Here is a 24276-nt window from a genome sequence, read left to right as displayed (position 1 = left end):
CGCGGGGATCAACGGGTTCGTTTCTGCTCACCCCTCAATCACAGTCGGGAAGTGTCACCACCAAGACGCCCCACACTGTCACCGATGTCCTGATGCAGAACTGTCACCCATCTCTTGAGACATAACACTCGAAACGACGAGACACCAGCTTTCATCAGGTCGCATGGCTTCTTTCCTATGCGGTCTGATGAAAGCTGGTGTCTCGTGCTGCGCGCCCGTCCAGCGCTGTGCGCGTCCAGCGCAGAAGGAGCCCTCAGCCCACCGTGAGTGCCGGCTGCGCGGGTCCCGAAGGACCAGCCGGACCAGCAGGCCCTGCCGGCGCGACCGGGACCACGCTGAGCGCGTCGCCCTCCACCGTGACCTTCACCCGGTCGCCCTCGCCCACCGCGGAATCGACGAGCAGGTCCGCGATCGCGTCGTCCAGCTCGCGCTGGATCACGCGGCGCAGCGGACGCGCGCCGTACTCCGGCTCGTAGCCGTGGTCCGCGATGAGGTCCACGGACTCGTCGTCGACCGTCAGCGAGATGCCCTGTGCGGCCAGTCGCGCCTCCGAGTCCTTGAGCTGCAGACGCACGATCGAGCGCAGCTGCTCACGATCGAGCTTGCGGAACAGCACGATGTCGTCGATCCGGTTGAGGAACTCCGGGCGCATGGTCTCCCGCAGGCGGCCCATGACCCTGCTGCGGACATCCGCATCCGCACCGGTCCCCGATCCGTCGCCAGCAGAGAAGCCGATGGTCCCGATCGAGCTCGTGAGGAACTCGGAGCCCAGGTTCGACGTCATGATGATGACCGTGTTCCGGAAGTCGACCGTGCGGCCCTGACCGTCGGTGAGGCGCCCGTCGTCCAGCACCTGCAGCAGCAGGTTGAAGACGTCCGGGTGTGCCTTCTCCACCTCGTCCAGCAGGACGACAGAGTACGGGCGCCTGCGCACGCGCTCGGTGAGCTGTCCCGCCTCGTCGTAGCCGACGTACCCGGGAGGTGCGCCGACCAGCCGGCTCGCGGTGTGCTTCTCCCCGAACTCGCTCATGTCGAAGCGGACCATCGCGTCCTCGTCGCCGAACAGCGACGTCGCGAGTGCCCGCGCCAGCTCCGTCTTGCCCACGCCCGTGGGCCCCAGGAACAGGAACGATCCGACGGGCCTGCTCTCATCGCTCATGCCGACCCGGCTGCGCCGCACCGACTTCGCGACGGCCTTCACGGCGTCGTCCTGGCCGATGACCTGCTCGTGCAGCTCCTCCTCCAGGTGCGCCAGCCGCTGCCGGTCATCCTGGGTGAGGCGCGAGACCGGGACCCCCGTCGCGCGGGCGACGACCTCCGCGATGCGCTCCTCGTCGACGGTGAGGATCTCCGGCGCCGGGCCCGAGGCTGCGTCACCCGAGGCGTCCTGCTGACCGGACCGTGCGGTCTGGTCCGAGTCCGCCGCCGAGGCCCCGGCCGCCGACTGCTGGCCGTATGCCTCCGCGATCTGCTCCTGCACCCCGACGATCTCGTCGCGCAGACGGGCCGCCTCCTCGAACTGCTCGGCCGCGACGGCACCGCTCTTCTCCGACTCGAGCCTGTCCTCCGTCGCCTTCAGCGCGTCGATGTCGATGCCGGGCACCCGGGTGAGGCTCACGCGGGCACCCGCCTGGTCGATGAGGTCGATCGCCTTGTCCGGCAGGTGCCGATCCGTGATGTAGCGGGCGGACATCTCCACGGCCGCGCGCACGGCCTCGTCCGTGTACTGCACGCTGTGGTGCTCCTCGTAGCGCTCCTTGAGCCCCATGAGGATGGTCACCGCGTCCTCGCGAGACGGCTCGTCGACCGTCACCGGCTGGAAGCGGCGCGCGAACGCGGGGTCCTTCTCCACACGCCGGAACTCGTCCAGCGTCGTCGCGCCGATCAGATGCAGCTCGCCGCGCGCCAGGCGCGGCTTCAGGATGTTGCCGGCGTCCATGCCGCCGGAGTCTCCGCCGCCTCCGGCGCCCAGCACGGTGTGCACCTCGTCGATGAAGACGATGTACTCGCCCTCGCCCGCCGTGATCTCATCGAGCAGCGTCGTGAGGCGCTCCTCGAAGTCTCCCCGGTACTTCGTGCCCGCGAGCATCGCGGCCAGGTCGAGCGAGATCACGCGCCTGCCGCGCAGCTGTGCAGGCACTTCGTCCGCGACGATCGCCCGCGCCAGGCCCTCGACGACCGCGGTCTTGCCGACGCCCGCCTCACCGATCAGCACGGGGTTGTTCTTCGTCCGGCGGGCCAGGATCTCGATGGTCTGAGCGATCTCGTCGGACCTGCCGATGACCGGATCCAGCAGATCCTCGCGCGCCTCGGCCGTGAGGTCATGGCCGAACGCGTCGAGCATCGGAGTCTCCGATTCGGCGTCCATGCCATCGTCCGACTGGCCGATGACCTGTCCGGATTCGGCGGCCTGGGCGGCGGCCTGCTGCAGCGACTGCGGGCTGACCCCGGCGCCTGCGAGCAGCTGTCCGACGGACGACTCCTGGTTCAGGACGAACGCGAGGAACACGTGCTCGGGATCGATGTAGGTCGAGCCGAAGCCGCGCGCCACCTGGTAGGCGTCGAGCAGCGACTTCTGGGTCGCCTGCGTGAGCGACACCTGTCCCGGCACCCGTGACTCCGCGCGTTCGGGGAGGCGCGATTCCGCCGCCTGCGCGATCGCCTTCGGGTCCGCGCCGGTCGCCGCGACCTGACCGCGGATCTGGTCGTGCTCCATCATGACGCGGAGCAGGTGGAGGACATCGACCTCCGCGTGGCCGTGCTCCGCGGCGAATGTGCCCGCGGCGCCCAGCAGCTCGTGCGTACGGCGCGTGAGCAGGCGCGTGATGTCGACGGGCCGACGTGCGCGGCCCTGGTTCTGCAGCAGCCGGGCGAGGAACTCCTCGAAGGAATCGCCGCCCGCACCGGATGGTCCGAAGAAGGTTGCCAAGAGAACTCCCGAAAGATTGAGTGACGTACGCTCAAGTCAACGTATGAGCGGCCTAGATATTCCCACCGCACTGCTCTGGATTCGCTGAGGCTCCCGATTCATCGAGGCCCCTGATTCTCGTCGAGGCCCCTGAGGCGTCGACACCCAGCATGCACCGAGGCCCCGGTCGCCGCGCGGCGATCGGGGCCTCGGTCTTCGCGCGAGCGAAGGAGACGGAAGAGGGTCAGTCCTCCTCGTCCTCCTTCTTCTCCACGATGAGCGTCTCCGTCGTGAGCACCAGTGCCGCGATCGAGGCTGCGTTCCGCATGGCGGAGCGCGTCACCTTGACCGGGTCGATGATGCCGGCGGCGATCAGATCGCCGTACTCGCCTGTCGCTGCGTTGTAGCCCTGACCGGGCTCCAGCTCTGCGACCTTGTTCGCGACGACGAAGCCGTCCTGGCCCGCGTTCTCAGCGATCCAGCGCAGCGGCTGCACGACGCCGCGGCGGACGATGCCCACACCGGTGGCCGCGTCGCCCGTGAGGCCCAGGTCCGTGCCATCCAGCGCCTTCGCAGCGTGGATGAGCGCGGAGCCGCCGCCGGGGACGATGCCCTCTTCGATCGCAGCGCGCGTAGCGGACACAGCGTCCTCCACACGGTGCTTGCGCTCCTTGAGCTCGACCTCCGTGGCTGCACCGACCTTGATGACGGCCACGCCGCCGGCCAGCTTCGCCAGGCGCTCCTGGAGCTTCTCCCGGTCCCAGTCCGAATCGGTGTTCTCCACCTCGGAGCGGATCTGCGCGACGCGTCCGGCGACGTCCTCATCGGAGCCTGCACCGTCGACGACGGTCGTGGCGTCCTTCGTGACGGTGACGGTGCGCGCCGAGCCCAGCTGGTCGAGAGTGACCTGGTCGAGCTTCATGCCCATGTCGGGCGTGACGACCTCTCCGCCGGTGAGCGTCGCGAGGTCCTGCAGGATCGCCTTGCGACGATCGCCGAATCCGGGCGCCTTGACCGCGGCGACGTTGATGATGCCGCGGATCTTGTTGACGACCAGCGTGGAGAGGGCCTCGCCCTCGATGTCCTCGGCCACGATGAACAGCGGCTTGCCGGCCTGCTGCACCTTCTCGAGCACCGGGAGCAGCTCCTGGATGTTCGAGATCTTGCCCTGGTTGATGAGGATGTACGGATCGGCCAGGACTGCTTCCTGACGATCCGCGTCCGTCACGAAGTACGGGGACAGGAAGCCCTTGTCGAACTGCATGCCCTCTGCGAACTCGAGTTCGACGGAGGATGCCTGCGATTCGTCGATCGTGATGACGCCGTCCTTGCCGACCTTGTCGAAGGCGTCGGCGATGAGCGTGCCGATCTCCTGCGACTGCGCCGACAGAGCCGCGACGTGCGCGATCTCTGCGGAGCCGTCGACCTCGCGGGCGTTCTCGCGCAGACGTGCCTCGACGGCCTCGACTGCGGCTTCGATGCCGGCCTTGAGCTGGCTGGGTGCTGCTCCGGCCGCCACGTTGCGGAGGCCTTCGTGGACCAGCGCCTGTGCGAGCACGGTGGCGGTGGTGGTGCCGTCGCCGGCGACGTCGTTCGTCTTCGTCGCGACTTCCTTGGCCAGCTGAGCGCCGAGGTTCTCGTACGGGTCGTCGAGCTCGATCTCACGAGCGATGGTCACACCATCGTTCGTGATGGTCGGTGCGCCCCACGCCTTGTCGAGGACGACGTTGCGGCCGCGAGGTCCGAGCGTCACCTTGACGGTGTCCGCCAGGACGTTCACGCCGCGTTCGAGGGCCTTGCGCGCCTCGTCGTCGAACTGAAGGGTCTTTGCCATATCTGAGTTCTTCCTCCCTCTGGAGTGAGTACGTATCAGCGAATGTGCTGCAGTGCGCGTTCACGAACGCGCGAGGGAGTCAGGAGATGACTGCGAGGACGTCGCGAGCCGACAGGACGAGGTACTCCTCGCCGCTGTACTTGAGCTCCGTGCCGCCGTACTTCGAGTAGACGACCTTGTCGCCCACCTGGACGTCCAGCGGGATGCGCGAGCCGTTGTCGGCGACGCGGCCGGGGCCCACTGCCACGACCTCGCCCTCCTGGGGCTTCTCCTTGGCGGTGTCGGGGATGACCAGACCGGAAGCGGTGGTCTGCTCAGCTTCGACCTGACGGACGACGATGCGATCTTCGAGCGGCTTGATGGAGACCGACATGTGCGGACACTCTCCTTAATAGGTATGTCGTGACTGCGTGCGCCGGGACGGCACACCCCGGGTGGGGCGTATGTCGCGGCCCGTCGTCGCGGGTGCCGGGCTGCGATGCCGATTGCGCACTTCTAGCACTCACGTGGTGCGTGTGCTAATCAGAACTCTAGTGAGGTGCTGGCACTCGGTCAACCCGAGTGCCAGCCGCTTCTCGCACCGCCCCTGACCTGTTACCGAGCAGGTATCGCTGACAGATATAGAAGCAGGTAGTGTGAAAACCGGCGGTCATCATCCCGCCGTCGCACCGAATGCGTCACCGACGACGTCAGCTTTCCTGAGGAGACTCAATGGACCTGCAATCATTCGACTGGGCAGCACTACTGGAGAAGGCCATTGCAGTCATTGCAATCCTACTGGTCGCGTGGATCGTGGCCTGGGCCGTGAAATGGGTGCTCAAGAAACTGGTCACCAGAGTTCCACTCCTGCAGAGGAGTGACGGCAACGGAGAATCGCTCGGCAATTCGATAGGCCAGATCGCCTCCCTGCTGGTGTGGCTGTTCGCACTCATCGCGATTCTGCAGGTCTTCGCACTCGAGCAGGTCCTGCGGCCCGTCCAGGATCTCCTGGGCACCGCGCTGGGCTTCATCCCCAACATCGTCGGGGCCGGATTCGTCTTCTTCATCGGGTTCGTCCTCGCACGCATCGTGAAGCAGCTGCTCGACGCGACGATCGGCCGGATCGACTTCGCAGGACTCGTCGGTCGTGCGCGCACGGCCGGCGGCAGCTCCCCCGTTCAGCCCACCGACCGCGACGAGGACGCGACCACGTCTTCCGCCCCCAGCGCGGCCGAGGCCGCGCAGACGAATGCCCGCATCACGTCTGCGATCTCCACGACCGCCTTCGCACTGATCCTCATCGTCGTGTCCATCTCGGCACTGCAGATCCTCGGGATCTCGGCGATCTCGGATCCCGCCACCGCGATGCTCGACATGATCCTCGCCGCGATCCCACTCGTCCTCGCGGCGGCGATCCTCTTGGGGATCGGCGCGCTCATCGCCAAGTTCGCGGGCACTCTGCTGGAGAACATCCTGCACGGCGTGGGAACCGACCGCTTCGCCGCGCAGCTCGGCGTGGAGCCTTCGCAGACCAGCGTGTCGAGCATCCTGGCCAAGGTCGCACAGGTCGCGATCCTGCTCTTCTTCGCGATCATGGCCGCACGGACGCTGGGCTTCCCCGAGATCACGGTCCTTCTGAACGAGATCCTCGAACTCGGCGGACGGGTGCTGTTCGGTGCCGCCGTGATCGGGGCAGGGTTCTTCATCGCGAACCTCCTGGCGCGCATGGTCGGTTCACGCCCGGCCGCCACCATGATCCGATACGGAACGCTGCTGCTCTTCGTCGCGATGGGCCTGCAGTTCATGGGGATCGCGGATTCGATCATCACGCTCGCCTTCGGGTCGATCGTCGTCGGCGGTGCACTCGCCGCGGCCCTGGCGTTCGGGATCGGCGGTCGCGATGCCGCAGCCCGCGCCCTCAACCGGCTCGAAGAGCGGAAGCCGGCCGACGGTCCTGACGCCGCCGAATCGGCCGGCCACTCGAACGGGCCGCCAGCCTGACCTCGTCGGCTGACGCGCACCGCAGTGCGCAGTGAGCCACCCGCCGGAAAGGGGGCGGGCCATCCGGAAGTCCGGGCGGCCCGCCCCCTTTGCGGTGGACCTGCGATCGTGACGACGAGGTGGAGGAGAGCGGGGAGGCCGGGCCTCAGCCGACCCCGACCATGCCGGCGCACTCCCACTGGCTCCAGCCGTAGCGCTCCTGCAGCATCTTCGCGCGCATGAACTGCTCCTGGGGGCTCGCGTCGGCGGGGTTGCCGCTGCCGCCCACGCCCTCCCAGGTGGGGATCCCGAACTGGAAGAGCCCGAAGTACTTGTTGTTCTGCCGGTTCACGGCCTTCGGGTTGAACTCCGATTCGCACTGCACGATCTTGTACCAGGGGCTGCCGGGGCCGCCGACCATGGCCTTGATGTCCTCGGTCGACATCGTCGTCCCGTCGTCAGCCGGCACCTCGTAGCTGTCCGGGTCCTCCGGGTCGCCCGTGCCGATCAGCACGACCTTCTCCACCGGCTCCTCGATGACCTCTTCGGACAATTCGACGCGGGTGATCTCCTCACCGTCGATCTCACCGACCTCGTAGACGACCTTCCGCGTGCCGTCCCGGCCCTTCTCCTCGACCTTCTTCTTCCCCTCGAGCAGCTTGTCCGTCTTCTTCTCCTCGACGGGCGCCTCGATGGTCTCCTCGACCTCTTCCGTCGTGGTCTCCGTGCGCATGACGCCGATGCTCTGGCCCGTCACCACGGGCGCGCTCAGGGGCGCCGTGACGAAGTCCGTGTCCGCCACGTCGACGCCCGCATGGGTGAGGACCTCCCCGACCGATGCCGCGGTCGCCTCCACGGGGATCGTCTCGCCGTCCGCACGGACGGTGACGGTCTTGGACGTGACGACGGACAGGCCGGTGGCCGCCTCCAGGTCGAGCGGCGCGTCGAGGTCCTTCGAGACCTCCGCGCCGGTCGGGTCGACCCCCAGCTCCGCGAGCGCCTGGCCGACGGTCTGGGCTGTGGTGGTCTCCGTCGATTCGTGGCCGTCGAGTGACAGTTCGACGTCCTTCGCCGTGTTCACGACGATGTCCATGCCGCGGGACAGGTCCGCACCGACGCCGGGCTGCACCAGATCGCCGTCGCGGACCTCGAGGCCCTCTGCCGCGAGTGCGTCCGCCACGGTGTCGCCGAACGTGCGGGCCTGCACGGTCTCGCCGTCGACGGTGAGGTCGACGGGGGTGCTGAGGCCCACGAACGCGCCGGTGCCGGCGACCAGAGCGGAGATCACGACTGCCTGGCCGACGATCTGCACTGTCCGCGCCCGAGGCCGCGTGGAGTCCGCGCCCGCAGTCGCAGTCGCGGTGCTCGCCGTCACCCCCGCCGAGGCCGGCGCCGGGATCGCAGTCGCGACCGGGTCCCGTCCCCCGGCCTGTGCCGCGCGTCCCCCGCCCTGCGCGGCACGCTCGCGTGCGAGCGCCTCGCGCCGGGTCAGCGGTGGCCCACTCGGAGGTGCCGCGACCACCGGCTCAGCAACCGCCGGAGCGGCGGTGGCTGTGCCACCGCCGCTCGTGGGCTGTACGTCGTGTTCCGCGCCGGACGCGGAGGGTGCTTCCCTCATGCTCAGGCGCAGGCCCACTGACCCCAGCCGTACTGCTGCTGCAGCATCTTCGCGCGCTTGAACTGCTCACGCGGGTGGGCGTCGGCCGGGTTGCCCGATCCGCCCACGCCCTGCCAGGACGCGATCTTGAACTGGAAGAGACCGAAGTGGGCGTTGTTCTGCTGGTTGACGGCCCGCGGGTTGAACTCCGACTCGCACTTGACGATGTTGTACCAGCGACTGCCGGGACCGCCCAGCATCGCCTTGATCTCCGCGGTCGTCATCGGGCTGCGATCACCGTTGTCCGACTCGCCGGAGTCACCCGAATCGCCGGACTCCTCCGACTCACCGGAATCACCGGAATCGCCCGCATCACCGGAGTCGTCGGATCCCTCGTCGCTGTTGTCCTCCGGAGCCGGAGCCGGTTCGGGCTCCTTCGTGCCGATGAGCACGACCTCGTTCTTGGCCTCCTCGACGACCTCTTCGGACTTCTTCTCGCGCTTGACCTCTTCGCCGTTGACGGTGGTGACGGAGTAGACGATCTCGCGCTTGCCGTCCTTGCCCTCCGTCTCGACCTTCTTCTCACCGCGGGGCAGGGAGGAGTCGTTCTTCTCCGTGACCTTCTTCGCGATGGTCTCCGTCTCCGTCTTCTCGTCCGTGGCCGTGCGGAGGACTTCGACGACGCTGCCGTCGGAGACGGGAGCGGACAGTGGGGTGGAGACCGTGTCCTGCTCGCCCAGCTCGATGTTCGCCTCGTCGAGCACGTCCTGCGCGGTGGCGGCCGTGACGTCGACGGGGGTGCGGTCGCCGTCTGCGACGACCGTGACGGTCTTGGGCGTGACGACGCTGAACTCGGAATTCTCACCGTCGGCCAGGGTCGCGTCGAGATCCTCGGAGACCTCTGCGCCCTCCGGATCGACGCCGAGGTCCGCGAGCGCCTCTGCGATCGTGTTGCCGGTCGTCGATTCCTGTGTGGTCACACCGTCGAGCGTGAGGTCGATGTCCTTGGAGGTGTTCACGATGATGTTCATCCCGCGCGTGACGTCCGCGTCCGCGCCGGGCTGCACCTGATCCTCCTTCGCGACGTCGACGTCGTTCGACTCGAGGACGTCGGAGACGGAGTCCGAGAAGGTGCGGACCTGCTGGGTCTCACCATCCACGGTGAGATCGACCTGCTTGTTGAGGCCGACGAATGCGGCGGTGCCGCCTACCAGTGCCGTGATGACGACGGTCTGGCCGGCGATCTGCACCTTCCGGTTGCGCAGAGCAGAGAACACGGTGTTCCAATCAAATCGAGAATGCGACGACTGCATGAGTGTAACCGGTTCGTTATCTAAGTGGCAATCCCCGTTACATTCCCGTCTCACAGATCACACACGACCGCCTGCAGGCCCGTCAGATCACGGATTCCGTGGCTCGTTCACAGCCGCCTGACACCGCAGCCGCAGGTCACAGCTCCCAGCGGCCGAACACGTTCTCCGCGTTGGCCACGACGGTCTCGCACAGCTGCGCGAGGTCCTCCCCGCGGACCTCCGCGAGGAGTCGCGCCGTGACCGCAGTGAGATACGGCCCGCCGGGCCGGCCGCGATGGGGGTGCGGCGTGAGGAACGGCGCATCGGTCTCCGTGAGCAGCAGCTCCCGCGGCACCCGCTGAGCCGCTTCCCGCAGACCCGTGGCGTTCTTGAAGGTCACGTTCCCCGCGAAGGACATGAAGTAGCCGCGCGATGCGCAGATCTCCGCCATCGCGGCGTCTCCGCTGAAGCAGTGGAACACGGTCCGCTCCGGCGCCCCGACCTCGCGCAGGACGCGCAGGACGTCGTCGTGCGCCTCGCGGTCGTGGATCTCCAGGGCCAGGTCGAGCCGCTTCGCGATCTCGATGTGCGCGCGGAACGACTCCTCCTGGAAGCGGCGGGCATTCTCCTCGGGCACGGGCACGCCGTTGACCTCGGCCTGCTCGATGCGGAACCAGTCAAGGCCCGTCTCCCCCACGACGCGCATGCGGTCGCGGCGGCACAGCTCCTCGATCTCCGTGAGCGATTCGTCCAGCACCCCTGCGGCACCCAGGCGCGGCGCCTCGTTCGGGTGGATCGCGGCCCCGCCCAGCATCCAGTCGCGGCCGGCAGCCGCCTCGGTGGCCACGAGGTCCGCGGTCCAGCGGGCCGATCCCATCTCGCAGCCGATCTGCACGATGCGGGTCACGCCCGCGGCCAGGGCCGTCTCGTGGAAGAAGGAGACAGGAGGGAAGGCCTCTTCCTCACCGGGCTCCCTCTGGGGCTTCGGCTCACCGGAGCGCAGCGGGCCGCGCGCCCCCGCGCAGATGTCGAGATGCGTGTGGGTGTCGACGATCGGGTGCGGCAGCGGCTCCGGCACCGGCGGGTACTCCCCCGCCGCGCGGGAACCGGACCGCTGGGGATCCGTCGCCGCAGCCTTCGAGCCCGCCCCCGCCATCAGGCGTCCTCCGCGACGGGCTCCACGTGCTTGGGGAACACGGGTGAGGGTGCGGGCAGCTGCGTGCCCGCGGGAACCGGTGCGTCGAGGTCCGCGAATGTCCGTGCGTCGGCCGGGACACCCAGCATGTCGAGGATGCGGCCTGTGGATTCCGGCATGACGGGCTGGACCAGCAGGCTCACGATCCGGACCACCTCGAGCACGACGGCGAGCACCGCGGACATCCGCTCCGGGTCCGTCTTCTTGAGCTTCCACGGCTCCTGCGCGCTGATGTAGCGGTTCGCCGCGGAGAGCACCTTCCACGCCTCGCCCAGGTAGAGGTGGAGGTTCTGCAGGTGCACGTGTCCCCGGACCCTCGGCAGGAGGCCGCGGGCCGCTGCCAGTAGCTCCTCGTCCTCGGCAGTGAGTTCCACCAGCGCGGGCATCGCTCCGTCCAGGTTCTTCGCGACCATGGACAGGGAGCGCTGGGCGAGGTTGCCGTACTCGTTGGCCAGGTCCGTGTTCTTGCGCGTGATGATGCCGTCCGCGGAGTAGGAGCCGTCCTGGCCGTAGGAGATCTCACGCAGCACGAAGTAGCGCAGCGTGTCGAGGCCGAAGGACTCCACGAGGTCGTAGGGGTCGACGACGTTGCCCACGGACTTCGACATCTTCTCGCCCTTGTTGAAGAGGAAGCCGTGCGCATGGACGCGCTTGGGCACCTCGATCCCGGCGCTCATGAGGAACGCGGGCCAGTAGACGGCGTGGAAGCGGGAGATGTCCTTGCCGATGATGTGGACGTCGGCGGGCCACAGGTCGCGGAACCGCTCCGAGTCGACGTCGGGGAAGCCCGCTCCCGTGAGGTAGTTCGTGAGTGCGTCGACCCACACGTACATGACGTGGCGCTCATCGCCGGGCACGGGGATGCCCCAGTCGAACGTGGTCCGGGAGATGGAGAGGTCCTTCAGTCCGGAGGCGACGAAGGAGGCGACCTCGTTGCGGCGCACGTCCGGTCCGACGAACTCCGGGTGCTCCCGGTAGAGGTCCAGCAGGCGGTCCTGGTAGGCGGACAGGCGGAAGAAGTAGGACTCCTCCTCCGTCCACGTCACCGGCGTGCCGGTCGTGATGGAGCGGCGCTCACCGTCGACCAGCTCCGTCTCGTCCTCCTGGTAGTACGCCTCGTCGCGGACGGAGTACCAGCCGGAGTACGCGTCCAGGTAGATGTCCCCGGACGCTTCCATGCGCTGCCACAGCGCCTGCGAGGAGGCCTTGTGGTCGTCGTCCGTCGTGCGGATGAAGCGGTCGTAGGAGGAGCCGAGGAAGTCCTGCAGCTGCTGGAAGGCGGCGGCGTTGCGATCCGCCAGCTCCCGCGGCGTGATGCCCTCCTTCTCCGCCGTCTGCTGCATCTTGAGACCGTGCTCGTCGGTGCCGGTCATGAAGTAGACGTCCTCACCGTCCAGCCGGTGGAAGCGCGCGAGCGTGTCCGCCGCGATGTATTCGTATGCGTGGCCGATGTGGGGCGTGCCGTTGGGATACGCGATCGCGGTGGTGATGTAGAAGGTCATAGATCGCCAGTCTACGACGATCAGCGCGGCGTTCTGCCACCTGCGCCGCTCACCTACTCCGCGTGGAGATACGCCTCGTACACTTCGCGGGTCCGCAGCCCGTGCGCCGCGGCGACCCGGGCGGCCGCGTCCTTCGCCCGGACCCCGTCGGCGGTGAGGCGGGCGACCTCGCCGGCGACGGCCTCGGGCGCGGGTGCCTCCTGGGCCGCAGCGGGACCCAGCACGATGCAGATCTCTCCCCGCAGGCCGTCGGCCGCGGCCTGGGCCAGCTCGCCCAGCGTGCCGCGCAGCACCTCCTCGTGGAGCTTGGTGAGCTCGCGGGCGACGACGGCCGGGCGGTCCGCGCCGCAGGCGGCGACCATGTCCGCGAGCGCATCGCCCACCCGGTGCGGGCTCTCGTAGAAGACGAGGGTGCGGCGCTCGGGGGCGAGCTGTGCGAGCAGACGCCTGCGCTCGCCGGGCTTGCGGGGCAGGAAGCCCTCGAAGGCCCAGCGGTCGCTGGGCAGTCCGGACACGGCCAGAGCCGTCACCGCCGCCGAGGCCCCGGGCACCGACGTCACGGGCAGTCCCCTTCCGGCGACCTCCTTCACGACCCGGTAGCCCGGGTCGGACACCGCGGGCATGCCCGCGTCGCTCAGGAGGACGACGTGCTGGCCGGCGGCGACCGCGTCTGCCAGTTCGCGGGCGCGGTCGGCCTCGTTGTGGTCGTGGACGCTGCGCACCTTCGCGGTGGGCGCCAGCTCCAGTCGGTCGCAGAGGGCGCGGAAGCGGCGGGTGTCCTCTGCGGCGAGGAGGTCGGCTGCCAGGATCGCCTCGCGCATGCGGGGGCTCGCGTCGCCCAGGTTGCCGATGGGGGTGCCGACGAGCACGAGCTGGCCTGTGCCTTCTGATCGTTCGCCTGTTCGTTCGTCTGATCGGCCCGACTGAGCTGGCGGTTCGCCCGAGCGAGCTGGCTGTTCGCCCGACTGCCCGACGGCGCTCACCGGCGCCTCACGCCCCTGCGATGGCGACGCCGATGAGCAGGGCGTAGATGACGACCACGATGACGACCAGCCCGATCACCGAGTATCCGACGATGAGGCCGGAGAGCGCGAGGCCGGATCCCTGTTCGCCGGTCCGCTTGATCTGGCTGCGGGCCACGTGGCCCAGGATGACGCCCACGATGCTCGTGAAGCCGTAGGTGATGAGCCCCACCAGGGAGAACACGAGGGAGAGGATCGCCATCGTGCTGGTCGGCCGCGAGTAGACGACCGGTCCCGGGTAGGCGCCCGCGTAGGGGTCGACGGTCTGCGGGGCGCCGTATGCCGCGTGCGGGTCCGGCTGCCCATAGGGGGAAGGCTGGGCGTACGGGTCAGGCTGACCGTATGGGCCAGGCTGGCTGTAGGTGCCTGGCTGGCCGTACGGATCCGGCTGAGACGAGACCGGCCCGGTCGCGTAGGCGGATCCCGATCCGAACGGCACCTGTGGAGCACCGGCGTAGGGACCCGCTGTCGACGGGACGCTCGAGGGTCCCGTCCCGTACGGGTTGGTCCCGTACCCGTAGTCCGCGGACGATCCGGACCCTGGCCCGTATCCGCCGTGACCGCTGCCACTCATCGCTGCCTCCTGAAGAATCCGTCGCCCTCACGCTACTCCGTGCCCTGTTCGCCGGACAACGAGAGGAAGTGACGGTCCCGTTACACTTGCGGCTGTGACCGCCACTCCGACCTCGCGCCGCCGGCCCGCGCTCTCATCAGCACCCGCGCGCTCGACAGTGCCTGCGATGCGGCGATACCTCTCGCCGACCGTGCTCGGATGGCTGGTCCCCGCTCTCATCGCCGCGGTGGGCGGCATGATGCGCTTCTTCCGCCTGGGCCATCCGAACACCCTGATCTTCGACGAGACGTACTACGTCAAGGAGGGCTGGTCGCTCGCGAACTTCGGCTACGAGCGCGAATGGCCCGAAGAGCCCAACGCCTCCTTCGAGGCCGGCGACCCCTGGGTGGTGCTGGAGAGCGGCGACTTCGTCGTCCACCCCCCTCTGGGCAAGTGGCTGATCGGCTGGGGCATCGAGCTCTTCGGGCAGGACGACAGCTTCAGCTGGCGGTTCGCGGCCGCGCTCATCGGCACCCTGTCGATCTTCGTCGTGGGCGTCATCGCGTGGCGGATGTTCGGCTCCGTGTGGCTGGGCGCCATCGCATCCCTGCTGCTGGCGGTGGACGGCGAGCACCTCGTCCACTCGCGCACGTCGCTGCTGGACATCTTCCTCATGTTCTTCGTGCTCGTGGCGTTCGGCCTGCTCGTCGAGGACCGCATCCGGACCAGACGGCGGATCGACCGAGCGCTCGAGGCCGCGGGACCGGGTGCGCCTCCGAGCGCCCTGAGCAGAGTGATGGGCGCCCGCGCCCCGTGGCTCATGCCGTCCTCGTGGGGGCCGTCGCTGGGCATGCGTCCCTACCGGCTGGCCGCGGGTCTGGCGCTGGGCTGCGCGATGGGTGTGAAGTGGTCGGGCCTCTACGCGCTCGCCGTGTTCGGACTGCTCACGGTCGCGTGGGACTGGGGTCACCGCCGGCGCATGGGGGTGCGCCACCCGTGGCGTGCGGCGCTGCTGAAGGATGCGTTCCCCGCGTTCATGTCCATGGTGCCGGTCGCGCTCGTCGTCTACATCACCACGTGGGCCGGCTGGATCGTGACGCGCGGCGGCTACTACCGCGACTGGGCGGAAGTGAACTCCGGCTGGTGGGACGTCCTGCCCGGGTGGCTTCCCAGCCTGGCCAAGTACCACCAGGCCGCCTACGACTTCCATGTGGGGCTGTCCTCCGAGCACACCTACATGTCGAACCCCTGGGGCTGGATCGTCCAATGGCGGCCCACCAGCTTCTACTACCAGACGGCGGGCCCCGGCGAGCACGGCTGCACGGTCGAGCAGTGCTCCGCCGCGATCACGTCCGTCGGCAATCCCGTCATCTGGGGGCTGGCGCCCGTCGCCGTCCTGGTTCTCGTGTTCGCGTGGGTGATGCGGCGCGACTGGCGGGCCGGAGCACTGCTCGCCACCCTCGTCGCGACCTGGGGCCCGTGGTTCACGTACCAGGAGCGGACGATCTTCACCTTCTACACGATCGTCATGGTGCCGTTCACCGTCCTGGCGCTGACCTACGCGCTGGGGCTGCTGTGGGGGCGTGGGTCGCGGAGGGACACCACCGCCGCCGAGGCCCCCACGGCGCTGCGCACCCGCCGCCTGGCCGTGGGGCTCGTCCTGGCGCTCGCGGTGCTGGCCTGCGCATTCTTCTGGCCCGTGTGGACGGGCACGTACATCCCGCGCGAGGCGTGGGAGCTGCGCATGTGGAACCCCACCTGGGTGTGAGGGCTCGCCAGCGCAGCCGTTCGCGAGGACTTGGCTACTTCCTCACGAGGAAGTCCGGGCGAGACTCTCCCAGCACCGCCTGGTCGACCTGATCGTCTGACATCGTGCGGTTGTGACGCATCCGCGCGGCGAAGAAGATCACCCCGATGAGAATCCATGCCCCCATCGCGAGGAACGAGGGGATTGAGAGCTGCGCAGGCGATCCGGGGACCAGCAGCAGGAGGACGAACGCGATCGCGATGAGCACTCCCAGTCCTGCGGCGACCTTGCGCCAGGTCGACGCGGAGCCCTCGATCCCCTCCAGGTCGCGCTGACCGGTCCAGCGCAGCATCTTGAACGCGCATGCACTCGTGTAGAGGAACGCGAACGTAAAGCCGATCGACGCCATGTCGACGATCCAGCTCAGTGCGGTCCGGCCGAACCACGGGGCGATGAGCGCCAGGACCAGGACGAACAGGATGCCGAAGTGCGGCGTCCCGAACCGCGGGTGCACGCGCTGGAACACGCGGGGAATCATCTGGGCGCGGCCCAGCGCGAGCAGCACGCGCGATCCGGCGACGAAGAAGCCGTTGAGACCGGTGATGATCCCCATGAGGGCCGCGAGGACGAGCAGGGCGAGCCCGACCCCGCCCAGTGAATTCGTGATCGCGTCCGCGGTGCCCCACACACGATCCTCTCCCATGAGTTCCTGCCAGGGGGCAGCAGACGCGGTCGCGAGGATCATCGCGCAGTACAGCGCCGCCGCAGCGATCAGCGACCAGAAGATCAGGCGAAACGCCTTCTTGGCGGGGAAGTCGAACTCCTCAGCGGCCTGCGGGATGTTGTCGAAGCCGATGTATGCCCATGGCGCGATCGCGACGATCACGGTGATGCCGACGACGGGGTTGACTGTGCCATCGGTGAGGGGCGTGACGTTGGAGAAGCTGCCGGTCGGTGACGCGAGGACACCGACGACCAGTGCCACGATCGCAATGATCATGACGAGGCAGAAGATGAACTGCACACGCCCGGACAAGCTCGCGCCACGCGCGTTCACGACGGCGAAGAGCACCAGCGCGAGCGTCGCGACGGCGATCTCCCCCAGATAGACGTCCCATCCGGCAAGGGTGTAGAGGTGACCTGTCTCGATGATCTGCGGCACCGTGTGCTTGCCGAGCAGCGCGAGCGCCGACGCGTTGAGGGCGACGATCGAGGTGTAGCCCAGCGTCATGAACCACGCACAGATGAAGGCGTGGGTGCGACCGAATCCGACGAGGGTGTAGGCGAACGCGCCGCCGGAGACGGGGAACACCCGGGCGAGGTACCCGTAGGACACACCGATGATGATCATGAGGACGCCGCCGATCGCCAGGCCCAGCATTGCGGTGAGCGGGCCACCCCCATCGCGCATCCAGTCGGCGGGCAGGATGAATGCGCCCCATCCGATCGCGGAGCCCAGGGCGATCGCCCACACCCAGTGCGGCTTGAGGTTCTTCCCCAGGCGGACGACGTCGTCGTCTGTCACCGGCGCGGTGCTCGGCCCATTGCTCGGATCGCGCGTGTCACTCATCGCTGATTGCTCCTCAGTGGTGCTGCGGTCGACGGACTGGCCCCATCCTCGCATCGTCGGGGCCATACCTCTCGCCCTCGACTCGAATTCTGGGCATTGGGAACACCGCTCACACGACCTTGCCGAAGACGGGATAGACGACATTCTTGACGAGGTCGACCGAACCGGCCGCCTTGAAGAGGACGAGGTCTCCCGGTCGCAGATGATCACGGACGTCGGCGATGAGGCCGTCCACCGACTCGGAGTGCCGCACCTCAGCACCCGCCGCGCGGAGCGCCTCGGCCGTGTGCGCCATCCCTTCGCCCTGACTCAGGACCAGGTCGATTGGCATTCCTGCGAGGTATTCACCGGCTGAAGTGTGGTTCTCGACCGTCTTGGTCCCCTGCTCTCCCATGTCCCCCAGCACCGCGACCCGCCGGGCACCGTCGCGCACGGGGATGTCGCAGAAGGTGGAGACCGCCGACCGGAGGGACAGCGGGTTCGAGTTGTACGCATCGATGTATAGGCGGTATCCCCCTGCGTCGACGAGGTTCTGACGGACGCTGCGGGTCCTGTACCGCGACAGGCCGGCCACGATCGCGTGCACCGGCACTCCGGCCCTGTGGGCGACGGCGAAGGCTCCCAGCGCATTGCTCACGTTGTGCAGACCGCGGATGTGCATGAGGACCGATGCGATCCCGTCAGGATGGACGATGTCGAATTCGACCGTGTCGTCGTGCTGACGGATGTCACGTGCCGCATAGTCGGCGTTCGGGTCGCTCGTGCTGTACCTGAGAGTCGTGACGGACGGGTTCTGAACGCGCAGGTACTCGTTGTCGTCGTTGAGGATGAGCACCCCACCTTGCTCCAGCCCATCAGCGATCTGCATCTTCGCCTCGATGACCTTCTCGATGGTCCCCAGCTGCTGCAGATGGGCATCCCCGATCGAGGTGATCAGCGCGATGTCCGGTCGGAGCATGCGTGATGCGACTCGCGCTGTGCCCGGCGAACCTCCATGCACCTCTTGGATGTATGCCTCGTCCTCATCGGACAGCTTCTGGATCATCCGCGCCCCGCCTCGCGGGGTGTTGTAGTTACCCTTGACGACCAGTGTCTGCAAGGTCGACTTCATGACGGACGTGACCATCTCCACCGCCGTGGTCTTCCCGGCCGATCCGGTCACCGCAACGGTGACCGGGGAGTAGCGGCGTCGAATCGCACTCGCGATGCGGATGAAAGCCGCGCCGGGATCGTCGACGATCAGGGTGGGGACACCGGGAACGGGTTCCTTCGCGATCGCCATTGCCGCACCGGCCGCTGCAGGATCGCCGGGGCGGATCCGCCCCGGAACGACCCCGGCTATCGTGCGGGCGGCGAGCACTGCCGCACAGCCGTCGACGAGGTGCTCCTTCTGGACCGCGACCACCGTCACAGGCTTGTGCATCTTTTGGCGGAGCGATCTGACGTCCGATCTGGAGAAGCGGACTTCCAGGATGTCTGCGATCTCAGCGGGTGTGATCTGCGGTCGGAGGTCGGAGTCGATCGTGACCGTCCGACTGGGGTCAATGCGGATCTCCGAACCCAGCCGTTCGCCGACCACACGCAGTGTGTCTGCGAACTCGTCCTGGTCGAAGTCCGGGTTGTAGGAGCGATGCGCCGGTACTGCGGCATTGGCGAGTCCCTTGTACAGACGGAACCTTCGGGCCGGGATGTAGCTGTCGTCGACCTCGATCGAGCCTTCACCTGTGCGTCGGACGACGATCCGCAGGATCGCCGACGGCGTGTCGAGATAGTTCTTCGGCCCCGCGAGCAGAGCTCCGATCCCTGTCGCAATGGGTACTTTCCTGCCGTCGGCGGTGGTATGCACGATCCTCCGCGACACGAGCGGTGGACGGATGCAGACGACATAATCGACGCCGGCCTCGGCGGAGATGATCGCTTGCTCCTTCCGTGCCGCGAGATCGAGTGAGTTTTCGCTGGAACGGCAATCGAGGTAGTTCAGAACGAATTCCGCGCCCGCCGCTTTCATCTCATCCACCGCTGTCTTCACGGACTCGGAGGAATGCACGTTCAGAAGTCGATCCACCCCCTCAGAGGTGATCCACTCCTCTGTTCTGTACGCATTCACCGTGGTGGACAGGACGCCGATGCGGATCCCATTGACCTCGAAAACAGGATTCTTCAACCGGCCTAGGCCACTCGCGACGAGTCCAGCAGCATCGACCTCTCGCTCCGTGGATGAGATCCCCCGCACCCCTGCATCAAGGTTGTAGGGGTTCGACAGCGCCAGGCAGTCGAGACCGGCGTACCTGATTGCGTCGAGGAACGCGGATGGCGCGTTCGTGTAATGACCGTCGACATACTTCGGTGGGATCGTCGACATCGGAGGGTACATGTCTGCGACCACGGCGCCCAGGCTTCCAACCGCAAGATCAGCGGACTCGAAGCATGCACGAAGACGTGAGAAGAGAGAGCGGAACTCGTGCCGGTCCCCCGCAGTGCTCATCCGCTCAAGCGCTCGGTCGTACAGCAGCGAGCCAGCGCACATCAGCACAGTTTCTCCACGAGCCGTGGCCTCGGACCGGGTCCACACGTCTCCGGAGCGTTCGAAGTGCGGGGGCTCTACCGGTCGATCGGGGTCCTGCACTGCGAAGCGCGGCCCCCCCCCAGACGCGATCCCATACTCTCGGACGAGTTCTTCGTCAGCCGAGTCCGCCCAGCTCGGTGACCAGCTGTCGCCTTCCACTGCCCACATCTGCTCTTCAACGCTCATCGCCGTTGTTCCTTCCGAGTCAACAGCATGATCGAGAGCTCCGATCGGGCTCCGATCATGCTGGTTGTCCAATTGCAGACCGGCTTCGCTCAGGCACTAACGATAGATGCCACCGATCAGACGTGCGCACAGTGTGTCGACGGCGCGTGTACATCACATGAACGCAAGACGAATGGGCGCCCTGCAGGCCTCGTGTAAGGTCCAGTGAGTATACGACGACAGGCAGTTCGAGCTGCCAGGGAGATCTGTGGGGTTGATCGATGAGATTGTCGCTCCCGCGCTGGAGCCGCACAGCTGATCATGTTGTGATTCGGGACGCCGAGGCGATCGCCTATCGCGTTCCGATGGACCTCACATCAGACAGTACCGACCGCACGACGGCGCCTTTCAACTACCTCATCAGCATCACGGGCGTGTCAGAAACCGGTCACTTCTTCACCGGGTTGGGAGAGGCACAGCCGCGCCCGAATCAGACGGACGATGCACACGAATCCTCCTGGCCCTTCCTCGAGGAACAGCTGCGGAGGCTGAATGGAGAGCACATCGACGTCGTGCACATCATCGACGATGTGCGTCTGCGGACTGCGCGACTCGAAGAGGCCGCGGGACTCGCCGACCACGGAGAGTCCCCGCGCTTCCGGGCGACGATCGCAGGGATCGAAGCCGCTTTACTCGACCTTGCGGCGAAGGCACGCGGACTCACGCTCACTGACTTGCTGGGTCGCAGGACTCTGCGGACCACGGCGTTCGCCCCGCTCCTGCGGCGGTCGAAGCCGGAGTCTGTCGTCGCGCACTTCCACTCGAACAGGGCACGCAGACCCGACGCGATCCGGATCCTGGGTGACGACGACGCCCAGGCTTCGCTCGAGCACCTCCGACAGGTCGCCGCAATTCGTCGAACCCTGCGACCGCACGCATCCCGCGCGCCCATCTGGATGAACTTCCGCGGCAGATTGCCTGCCGCCGCGGCTGAAGACACTCTGCGCACGATCGTCCGGTGGGCAGGGGAGCAGCTCCTGCCACCGACCTTGGTCCTCCAGCACGTGCTGCCACGCGACGCGCAGGAAGGCAGTCCTCGCCTGCAGGGTCTCGTAGATGATCTTGCAGCCGCATACGACGCGGGTCTCGATATCCGCCTCCTCCCGTACAGCGCGGGCCCAGCAGAGACGTCCAGATTGCTGCGGTCTCCTGAGGGAAACCTCCGCATGCTGAACGTCCGTTCGAATCAGATCGGCGGAATCGTGCGGACGATGGACCTCATCGACGAGGCGCTCCAGCACGAGCCGCACCTGGACATAGTCGTCACGCAGGCCCCCGGTGCGTCGAAGGTCACGCAGATGACCCAACTCGATTTCACGAAGGCCCTCCCTCACGTCGCGCATGCGAGCACGTCCGCGGATGTCGATCGCTCTTTCCGGGTGGGACGCCGCGTGTCGCAGTTGCACCGCACCGCGTTCCTTCGCGAAGGCAACGGACTGCGGATCAACCACCACTCGCTCGTCAAGCGCGCCCGCGCGCAGATCCTCGTACCGGATCGCACCGCAAACCACCTGGATGGCGCGACTCCCAATACGTACGACGACGTCGACTACATCTCGCCGATCGGTTCGTACGCGGTGCACGGTCACATCGTCGAGCGCGAAGCGCTTGCACGCGGATTCAGCAGCTGGCGCTTCACAAAGTCGAGCATCGTCGTGTCGGATCGAAACGGGACCCAGCTTCCCTTCCGCACGGCACGGTGGCCGCTCACTGGCGTCGTGGCTTCCTCGATCGCCCGTCACAAGGAAGCCACGCGGCTCCTGCTCGCACGATCCGGTGTCCCCGTCCCAGAAGGTCGAACGTTCCACGGCGGCGATCACGACCTTGCGCTCCGATACGCGGAGAAGATCGGCTACCCCGTCGTCCTCAAACCCGCGGAAGGGTCGATGGGCGCGGGCGTGACCGCGAACATCCCGAACGAAGGCGAGCTCATCACCGCCCTCGAGCTGCTCGCGAAGACAGCGCACGGGACGAACGAGTTCATCGTCGAGAAGCATGTGAATGGCAACGATTACCGCATCATGGTCGTGGGCGACCGCGTCTTCGCCGCCGTCCAGCGCATCCCGGCGAACATCGTGGGGGACGGCCGCCGCACTGTCGGGCAACTCATGATCGCGGAGAACATGCTCCGTCGGAAGAACTCGCATCTTGGCTCTCTCAAGATCAAGTGGAATGCCGCTGTCCGTCATCAACTGGAGAAGCAGGGGCTCACCATCGACACCGTGCTTCCGCCTGGGAAACAGGTCTTCCTCCTGAGCACGAACAATCTCACACAGGGTGGTGACTCGGTGGAGATCCTCGACGACCTCCACCCTTCGATCCAAGAGGCATGTGTGCGCGCCGTCAAAGCGGTGCCAGGCATGGGCTACTGCGGCGTCGATTTCCTTCTCGAGGACCACACCAAGCCGCTCACCGAACAGCAGGCAGCAATCGTCGAACTCAATGCGATGGCCGCGCTCCCCGTCGCCGAGTACCCCATGTACGGCACCCCTCGACGTATCTCCGAGGAGTACATCACCGCTTGTGTCGATGCGTTCGGCCTCGACGCGTGGAACGAACGCGCGGACCATCTGGACCTTCGACTCACGATCCGCGGCGGGATCACAGGTGTGGGATACGGCCGCTGGTTCGAACGACGGGCGGATAGGTCGGGCCTGTCCGGCTGGTACCGCGGCACGGGAGATCGCGAGGCAGAGGCCCGAATCTCGGGACCGACTGCAGCTGTCACGGCTATGGTCACCCTCGCGATCCTGGGCCCGCCCAAGGCTGCTCCGGAGTCGGTGAAGTCGACGCACGCGGAGGGACCGCATCCCGACGGTGCATTCGAGCTCCTCGACCAGGACGGGGACGATCTGGACGATGCTCTGGCGATCGAACCGGGCGAGGATTCCGACACCGACGACGTCGACGAGAACATGTCGCGTGAGCGCGAGCTGTCTCTTGAGGACGAGACGGATCACAGGGCTCAGCTCGTCCGGCCCGACACCGACGCGTCCGAGGACCCCGACGACTCCCCCGCCACGGACGCCGACGACATGATGGGAAGGGTGACGGATGACGACGCAGCCCACGACTGAGACCACAGCAGTGGCGCCCGCGCCGCTGCGTCCTGTCCCCACGGGATACGCGGCTCCACTGCAGGCATGTCCCGCGGAGCTGTTCGACGGCTGGGCCATGCACAGCGCAGCACTCCACAGGTCTATGACCACTCTGTTGTTCCCAGGACAGGCCATGATGGCCTATTACGGGGACGACCACACGACTGGTGCGGCGTTCGCCCACAGCGTCCCCAATCAGACGTGGCTGTCCTCCGCGACGCTCCTGCAGGACAAACGGGTCCGGCGCGATGTGCTCGAAGCAGCCGGAGTCCCCGTCCCCCGTGGACGCGCCTTCGGACTCAAGCGCGGACTTCCCTTCGCACGAGAGTTCGCGGAGGAGATCGGGTACCCAGTCGTCGTCAAGCCGATGATCGGCGAATCGACCGTTGAGGTCATTCCGGCGGTCGAGGACGCGAGGCAACTCGATCACGCCGTCGAATACCTCCGCACCGTACCTACGTTGCGTCCGGACTTCACGACGTCGTCGTATGCCTTCACACAGATCCTCACTCCCAAGACAGGTTCGAGCACCCGTACGCGCAGTACGTACCGATACCTCGTTGAGGAGCACGTCTCCGGGCAGTACGTGAGACTCCTCCTGGTCGAGGGTGAACTCCTGTCCGCGGTTCGCGCCCCGCGCGGCCCGTGGCAAAGTGACGAGAGCGCCGAGGACGTCACAGCGGACCTCCACCCCGACCTTCGTGCTTTCGCAACTGAGGTCTGGAAAGCGCTGCCCGGCCTTACGGTCTTGATGGCAGACATCGTCGTCGATGACTTCCGTGCTTCCCTGACGGAGAAGAACCGCGCCATCGTCGTCGACGTGTCCGAACGGCCGTGGCTCCATCTGCATCGCGCAGCGTCGGATGCACTGCCACTGGCCCTCGCACAGCGGATCCTCGAGACTTCGTCCCCCGTCCCACTGCGGGAGGATGTGGGATCTTCTCCGATCGAGGCGACGTTCCGCTGGGACGGACTCTCGCAGATCGATACGGACATCGATCGGGCGACCGCGGCGGCGCGCGCACTGGGCGCAGCCCTGACAGTCTCCTCTGCTGATGCGGTCACCGGTGTCGTGACCGGTGCCGTCGTCGGGACTCCCCGCGCGATTGCTCTCCTCAACGAACTTCTCATCGAGGGTGACGTCCTCGTCTCTCCGGCCATGTGCGTCGAAACACGGCCACGCACAGCCCCCACCGCATAGGAGATCT

The 24276-nt window shown here is 67.2% G+C and carries 15 protein-coding genes; 4 read left to right on the top strand and 11 right to left on the bottom strand.

The window, feature by feature from the left end:
• Window positions 1-253: 253 nt before the first annotated feature.
• From BSP109_RS13845 to groES, 3 genes are all read right to left on the bottom strand, one after another.
• Window positions 254-2929 (bottom strand): ATP-dependent Clp protease ATP-binding subunit, encoded by a 2676-nt coding sequence (locus tag BSP109_RS13845; protein WP_101601395.1) that lies wholly within the window; start codon window positions 2927-2929, stop codon window positions 254-256.
• Window positions 2930-3152: 223 nt separating this feature from the next.
• Window positions 3153-4742 (bottom strand): chaperonin GroEL, encoded by a 1590-nt coding sequence (gene groL / locus BSP109_RS13840; protein WP_101601394.1) that lies wholly within the window; start codon window positions 4740-4742, stop codon window positions 3153-3155.
• 79 nt (window positions 4743-4821) lie between these two features.
• Window positions 4822-5115, bottom strand: a complete 294-nt coding sequence (gene groES / locus BSP109_RS13835; protein ID WP_087005361.1) for a co-chaperone GroES — start codon at window positions 5113-5115, stop codon at window positions 4822-4824.
• A 338-nt stretch (window positions 5116-5453) separates the two neighbouring features.
• On the opposite strand from groES, the gene BSP109_RS13830 reads away from it, so the two are divergent.
• Window positions 5454-6722, top strand: a complete 1269-nt coding sequence (locus BSP109_RS13830; RefSeq protein WP_101601392.1) for a mechanosensitive ion channel — start codon at window positions 5454-5456, stop codon at window positions 6720-6722.
• A gap of 145 nt (window positions 6723-6867) precedes the next feature.
• On the opposite strand, the gene BSP109_RS13825 is transcribed toward BSP109_RS13830, so the two are convergent.
• The 6 genes from BSP109_RS13825 to BSP109_RS13800 form a co-directional block, all read right to left on the bottom strand.
• Entirely contained in the window at window positions 6868-8319 is a 1452-nt protein-coding gene (locus BSP109_RS13825) for a resuscitation-promoting factor (protein WP_101601398.1), read from the bottom strand.
• Between the two features lie 2 nt (window positions 8320-8321).
• Window positions 8322-9575 (bottom strand): resuscitation-promoting factor, encoded by a 1254-nt coding sequence (locus BSP109_RS13820; protein WP_101601390.1) that lies wholly within the window; start codon window positions 9573-9575, stop codon window positions 8322-8324.
• A gap of 172 nt (window positions 9576-9747) precedes the next feature.
• Entirely contained in the window at window positions 9748-10746 is a 999-nt protein-coding gene (locus BSP109_RS13815) for a TatD family hydrolase (protein WP_101601387.1), read from the bottom strand.
• A complete protein-coding gene (gene metG, locus BSP109_RS13810; protein ID WP_101601386.1) occupies window positions 10746-12287 on the bottom strand; it encodes a methionine--tRNA ligase in 1542 nt (513 codons plus the stop codon). The genes BSP109_RS13815 and metG overlap by 1 nt, the downstream gene beginning before the upstream one ends.
• 53 nt (window positions 12288-12340) lie before the next feature.
• The gene (gene rsmI / locus BSP109_RS13805) at window positions 12341-13156 is read right to left on the bottom strand and encodes a 16S rRNA (cytidine(1402)-2'-O)-methyltransferase (protein WP_257944698.1); all 816 of its coding nucleotides are present in this window, start codon (window positions 13154-13156) and stop codon (window positions 12341-12343) included.
• Window positions 13157-13277: 121 nt separating this feature from the next.
• Window positions 13278-13883 carry a DUF4190 domain-containing protein gene (locus tag BSP109_RS13800; protein ID WP_101601382.1) on the bottom strand — a complete coding sequence of 202 codons (606 nt, stop codon included), beginning with the start codon at window positions 13881-13883 and terminating at the stop codon, window positions 13278-13280.
• A gap of 94 nt (window positions 13884-13977) precedes the next feature.
• Here BSP109_RS13800 and BSP109_RS13795 point away from each other — a divergent pair, with 94 nt between their 5' ends.
• Window positions 13978-15630, top strand: coding sequence for a dolichyl-phosphate-mannose--protein mannosyltransferase (locus tag BSP109_RS13795; RefSeq protein WP_101601380.1), 1653 nt, complete (start codon window positions 13978-13980; stop codon window positions 15628-15630).
• Between the two features lie 34 nt (window positions 15631-15664).
• Here the strand turns inward: BSP109_RS13795 and BSP109_RS13790 are convergent, their stop codons facing one another.
• The gene (locus BSP109_RS13790; RefSeq protein WP_101601378.1) at window positions 15665-17179 is read right to left on the bottom strand and encodes an APC family permease; all 1515 of its coding nucleotides are present in this window, start codon (window positions 17177-17179) and stop codon (window positions 15665-15667) included.
• Window positions 17180-17288: 109 nt separating this feature from the next.
• Window positions 17289-19706 (bottom strand): Mur ligase family protein, encoded by a 2418-nt coding sequence (locus BSP109_RS13785; protein WP_180959752.1) that lies wholly within the window; start codon window positions 19704-19706, stop codon window positions 17289-17291.
• Window positions 19707-20275: 569 nt separating this feature from the next.
• Between BSP109_RS13785 and BSP109_RS13780 the strand changes: the two genes are divergently transcribed.
• Window positions 20276-23047, top strand: a complete 2772-nt coding sequence (locus BSP109_RS13780) for an acylphosphatase (protein ID WP_180959751.1) — start codon at window positions 20276-20278, stop codon at window positions 23045-23047.
• Window positions 23048-23201: 154 nt separating this feature from the next.
• Window positions 23202-24269: a hypothetical protein gene (locus BSP109_RS13775; protein ID WP_101601373.1), complete on the top strand. Its 1068-nt coding sequence runs from the start codon at window positions 23202-23204 to the stop codon at window positions 24267-24269.
• The last annotated feature ends 7 nt before the right edge of the window (window positions 24270-24276 follow it).

Origin of the sequence: Brevibacterium sp. Mu109, assembly GCF_900169375.1 — a bacterium.
GTDB lineage: Bacteria > Actinomycetota > Actinomycetes > Actinomycetales > Brevibacteriaceae > Brevibacterium > Brevibacterium yomogidense_A.
The sequence above is the reverse complement of the archived record's forward strand: the minus strand, read 5'-3'. Positions and strand labels throughout refer to the sequence as shown.

Coding starts and splice junctions, on each gene's coding strand:
- groL (WP_101601394.1), bottom strand. CDS start 4,742: ATGGCAAAGACCCTTCAGTTCGACGACGAGGCGCGCAAGGCCCTCGAA.
- metG (WP_101601386.1), bottom strand. CDS start 12,287: ATGACCTTCTACATCACCACCGCGATCGCGTATCCCAACGGCACGCCC.
- BSP109_RS13800 (WP_101601382.1), bottom strand. CDS start 13,883: ATGAGTGGCAGCGGTCACGGCGGATACGGGCCAGGGTCCGGATCGTCC.
- groES (WP_087005361.1), bottom strand. CDS start 5,115: ATGTCGGTCTCCATCAAGCCGCTCGAAGATCGCATCGTCGTCCGTCAG.
- BSP109_RS13780 (WP_180959751.1), top strand. CDS start 20,276: ATGGACCTCACATCAGACAGTACCGACCGCACGACGGCGCCTTTCAAC.
- BSP109_RS13790 (WP_101601378.1), bottom strand. CDS start 17,179: ATGAGTGACACGCGCGATCCGAGCAATGGGCCGAGCACCGCGCCGGTG.
- BSP109_RS13815 (WP_101601387.1), bottom strand. CDS start 10,746: ATGGCGGGGGCGGGCTCGAAGGCTGCGGCGACGGATCCCCAGCGGTCC.
- BSP109_RS13785 (WP_180959752.1), bottom strand. CDS start 19,706: ATGTGCGCTGGCTCGCTGCTGTACGACCGAGCGCTTGAGCGGATGAGC.
- BSP109_RS13830 (WP_101601392.1), top strand. CDS start 5,454: ATGGACCTGCAATCATTCGACTGGGCAGCACTACTGGAGAAGGCCATT.
- BSP109_RS13825 (WP_101601398.1), bottom strand. CDS start 8,319: ATGAGGGAAGCACCCTCCGCGTCCGGCGCGGAACACGACGTACAGCCC.
- BSP109_RS13775 (WP_101601373.1), top strand. CDS start 23,202: ATGATGGCCTATTACGGGGACGACCACACGACTGGTGCGGCGTTCGCC.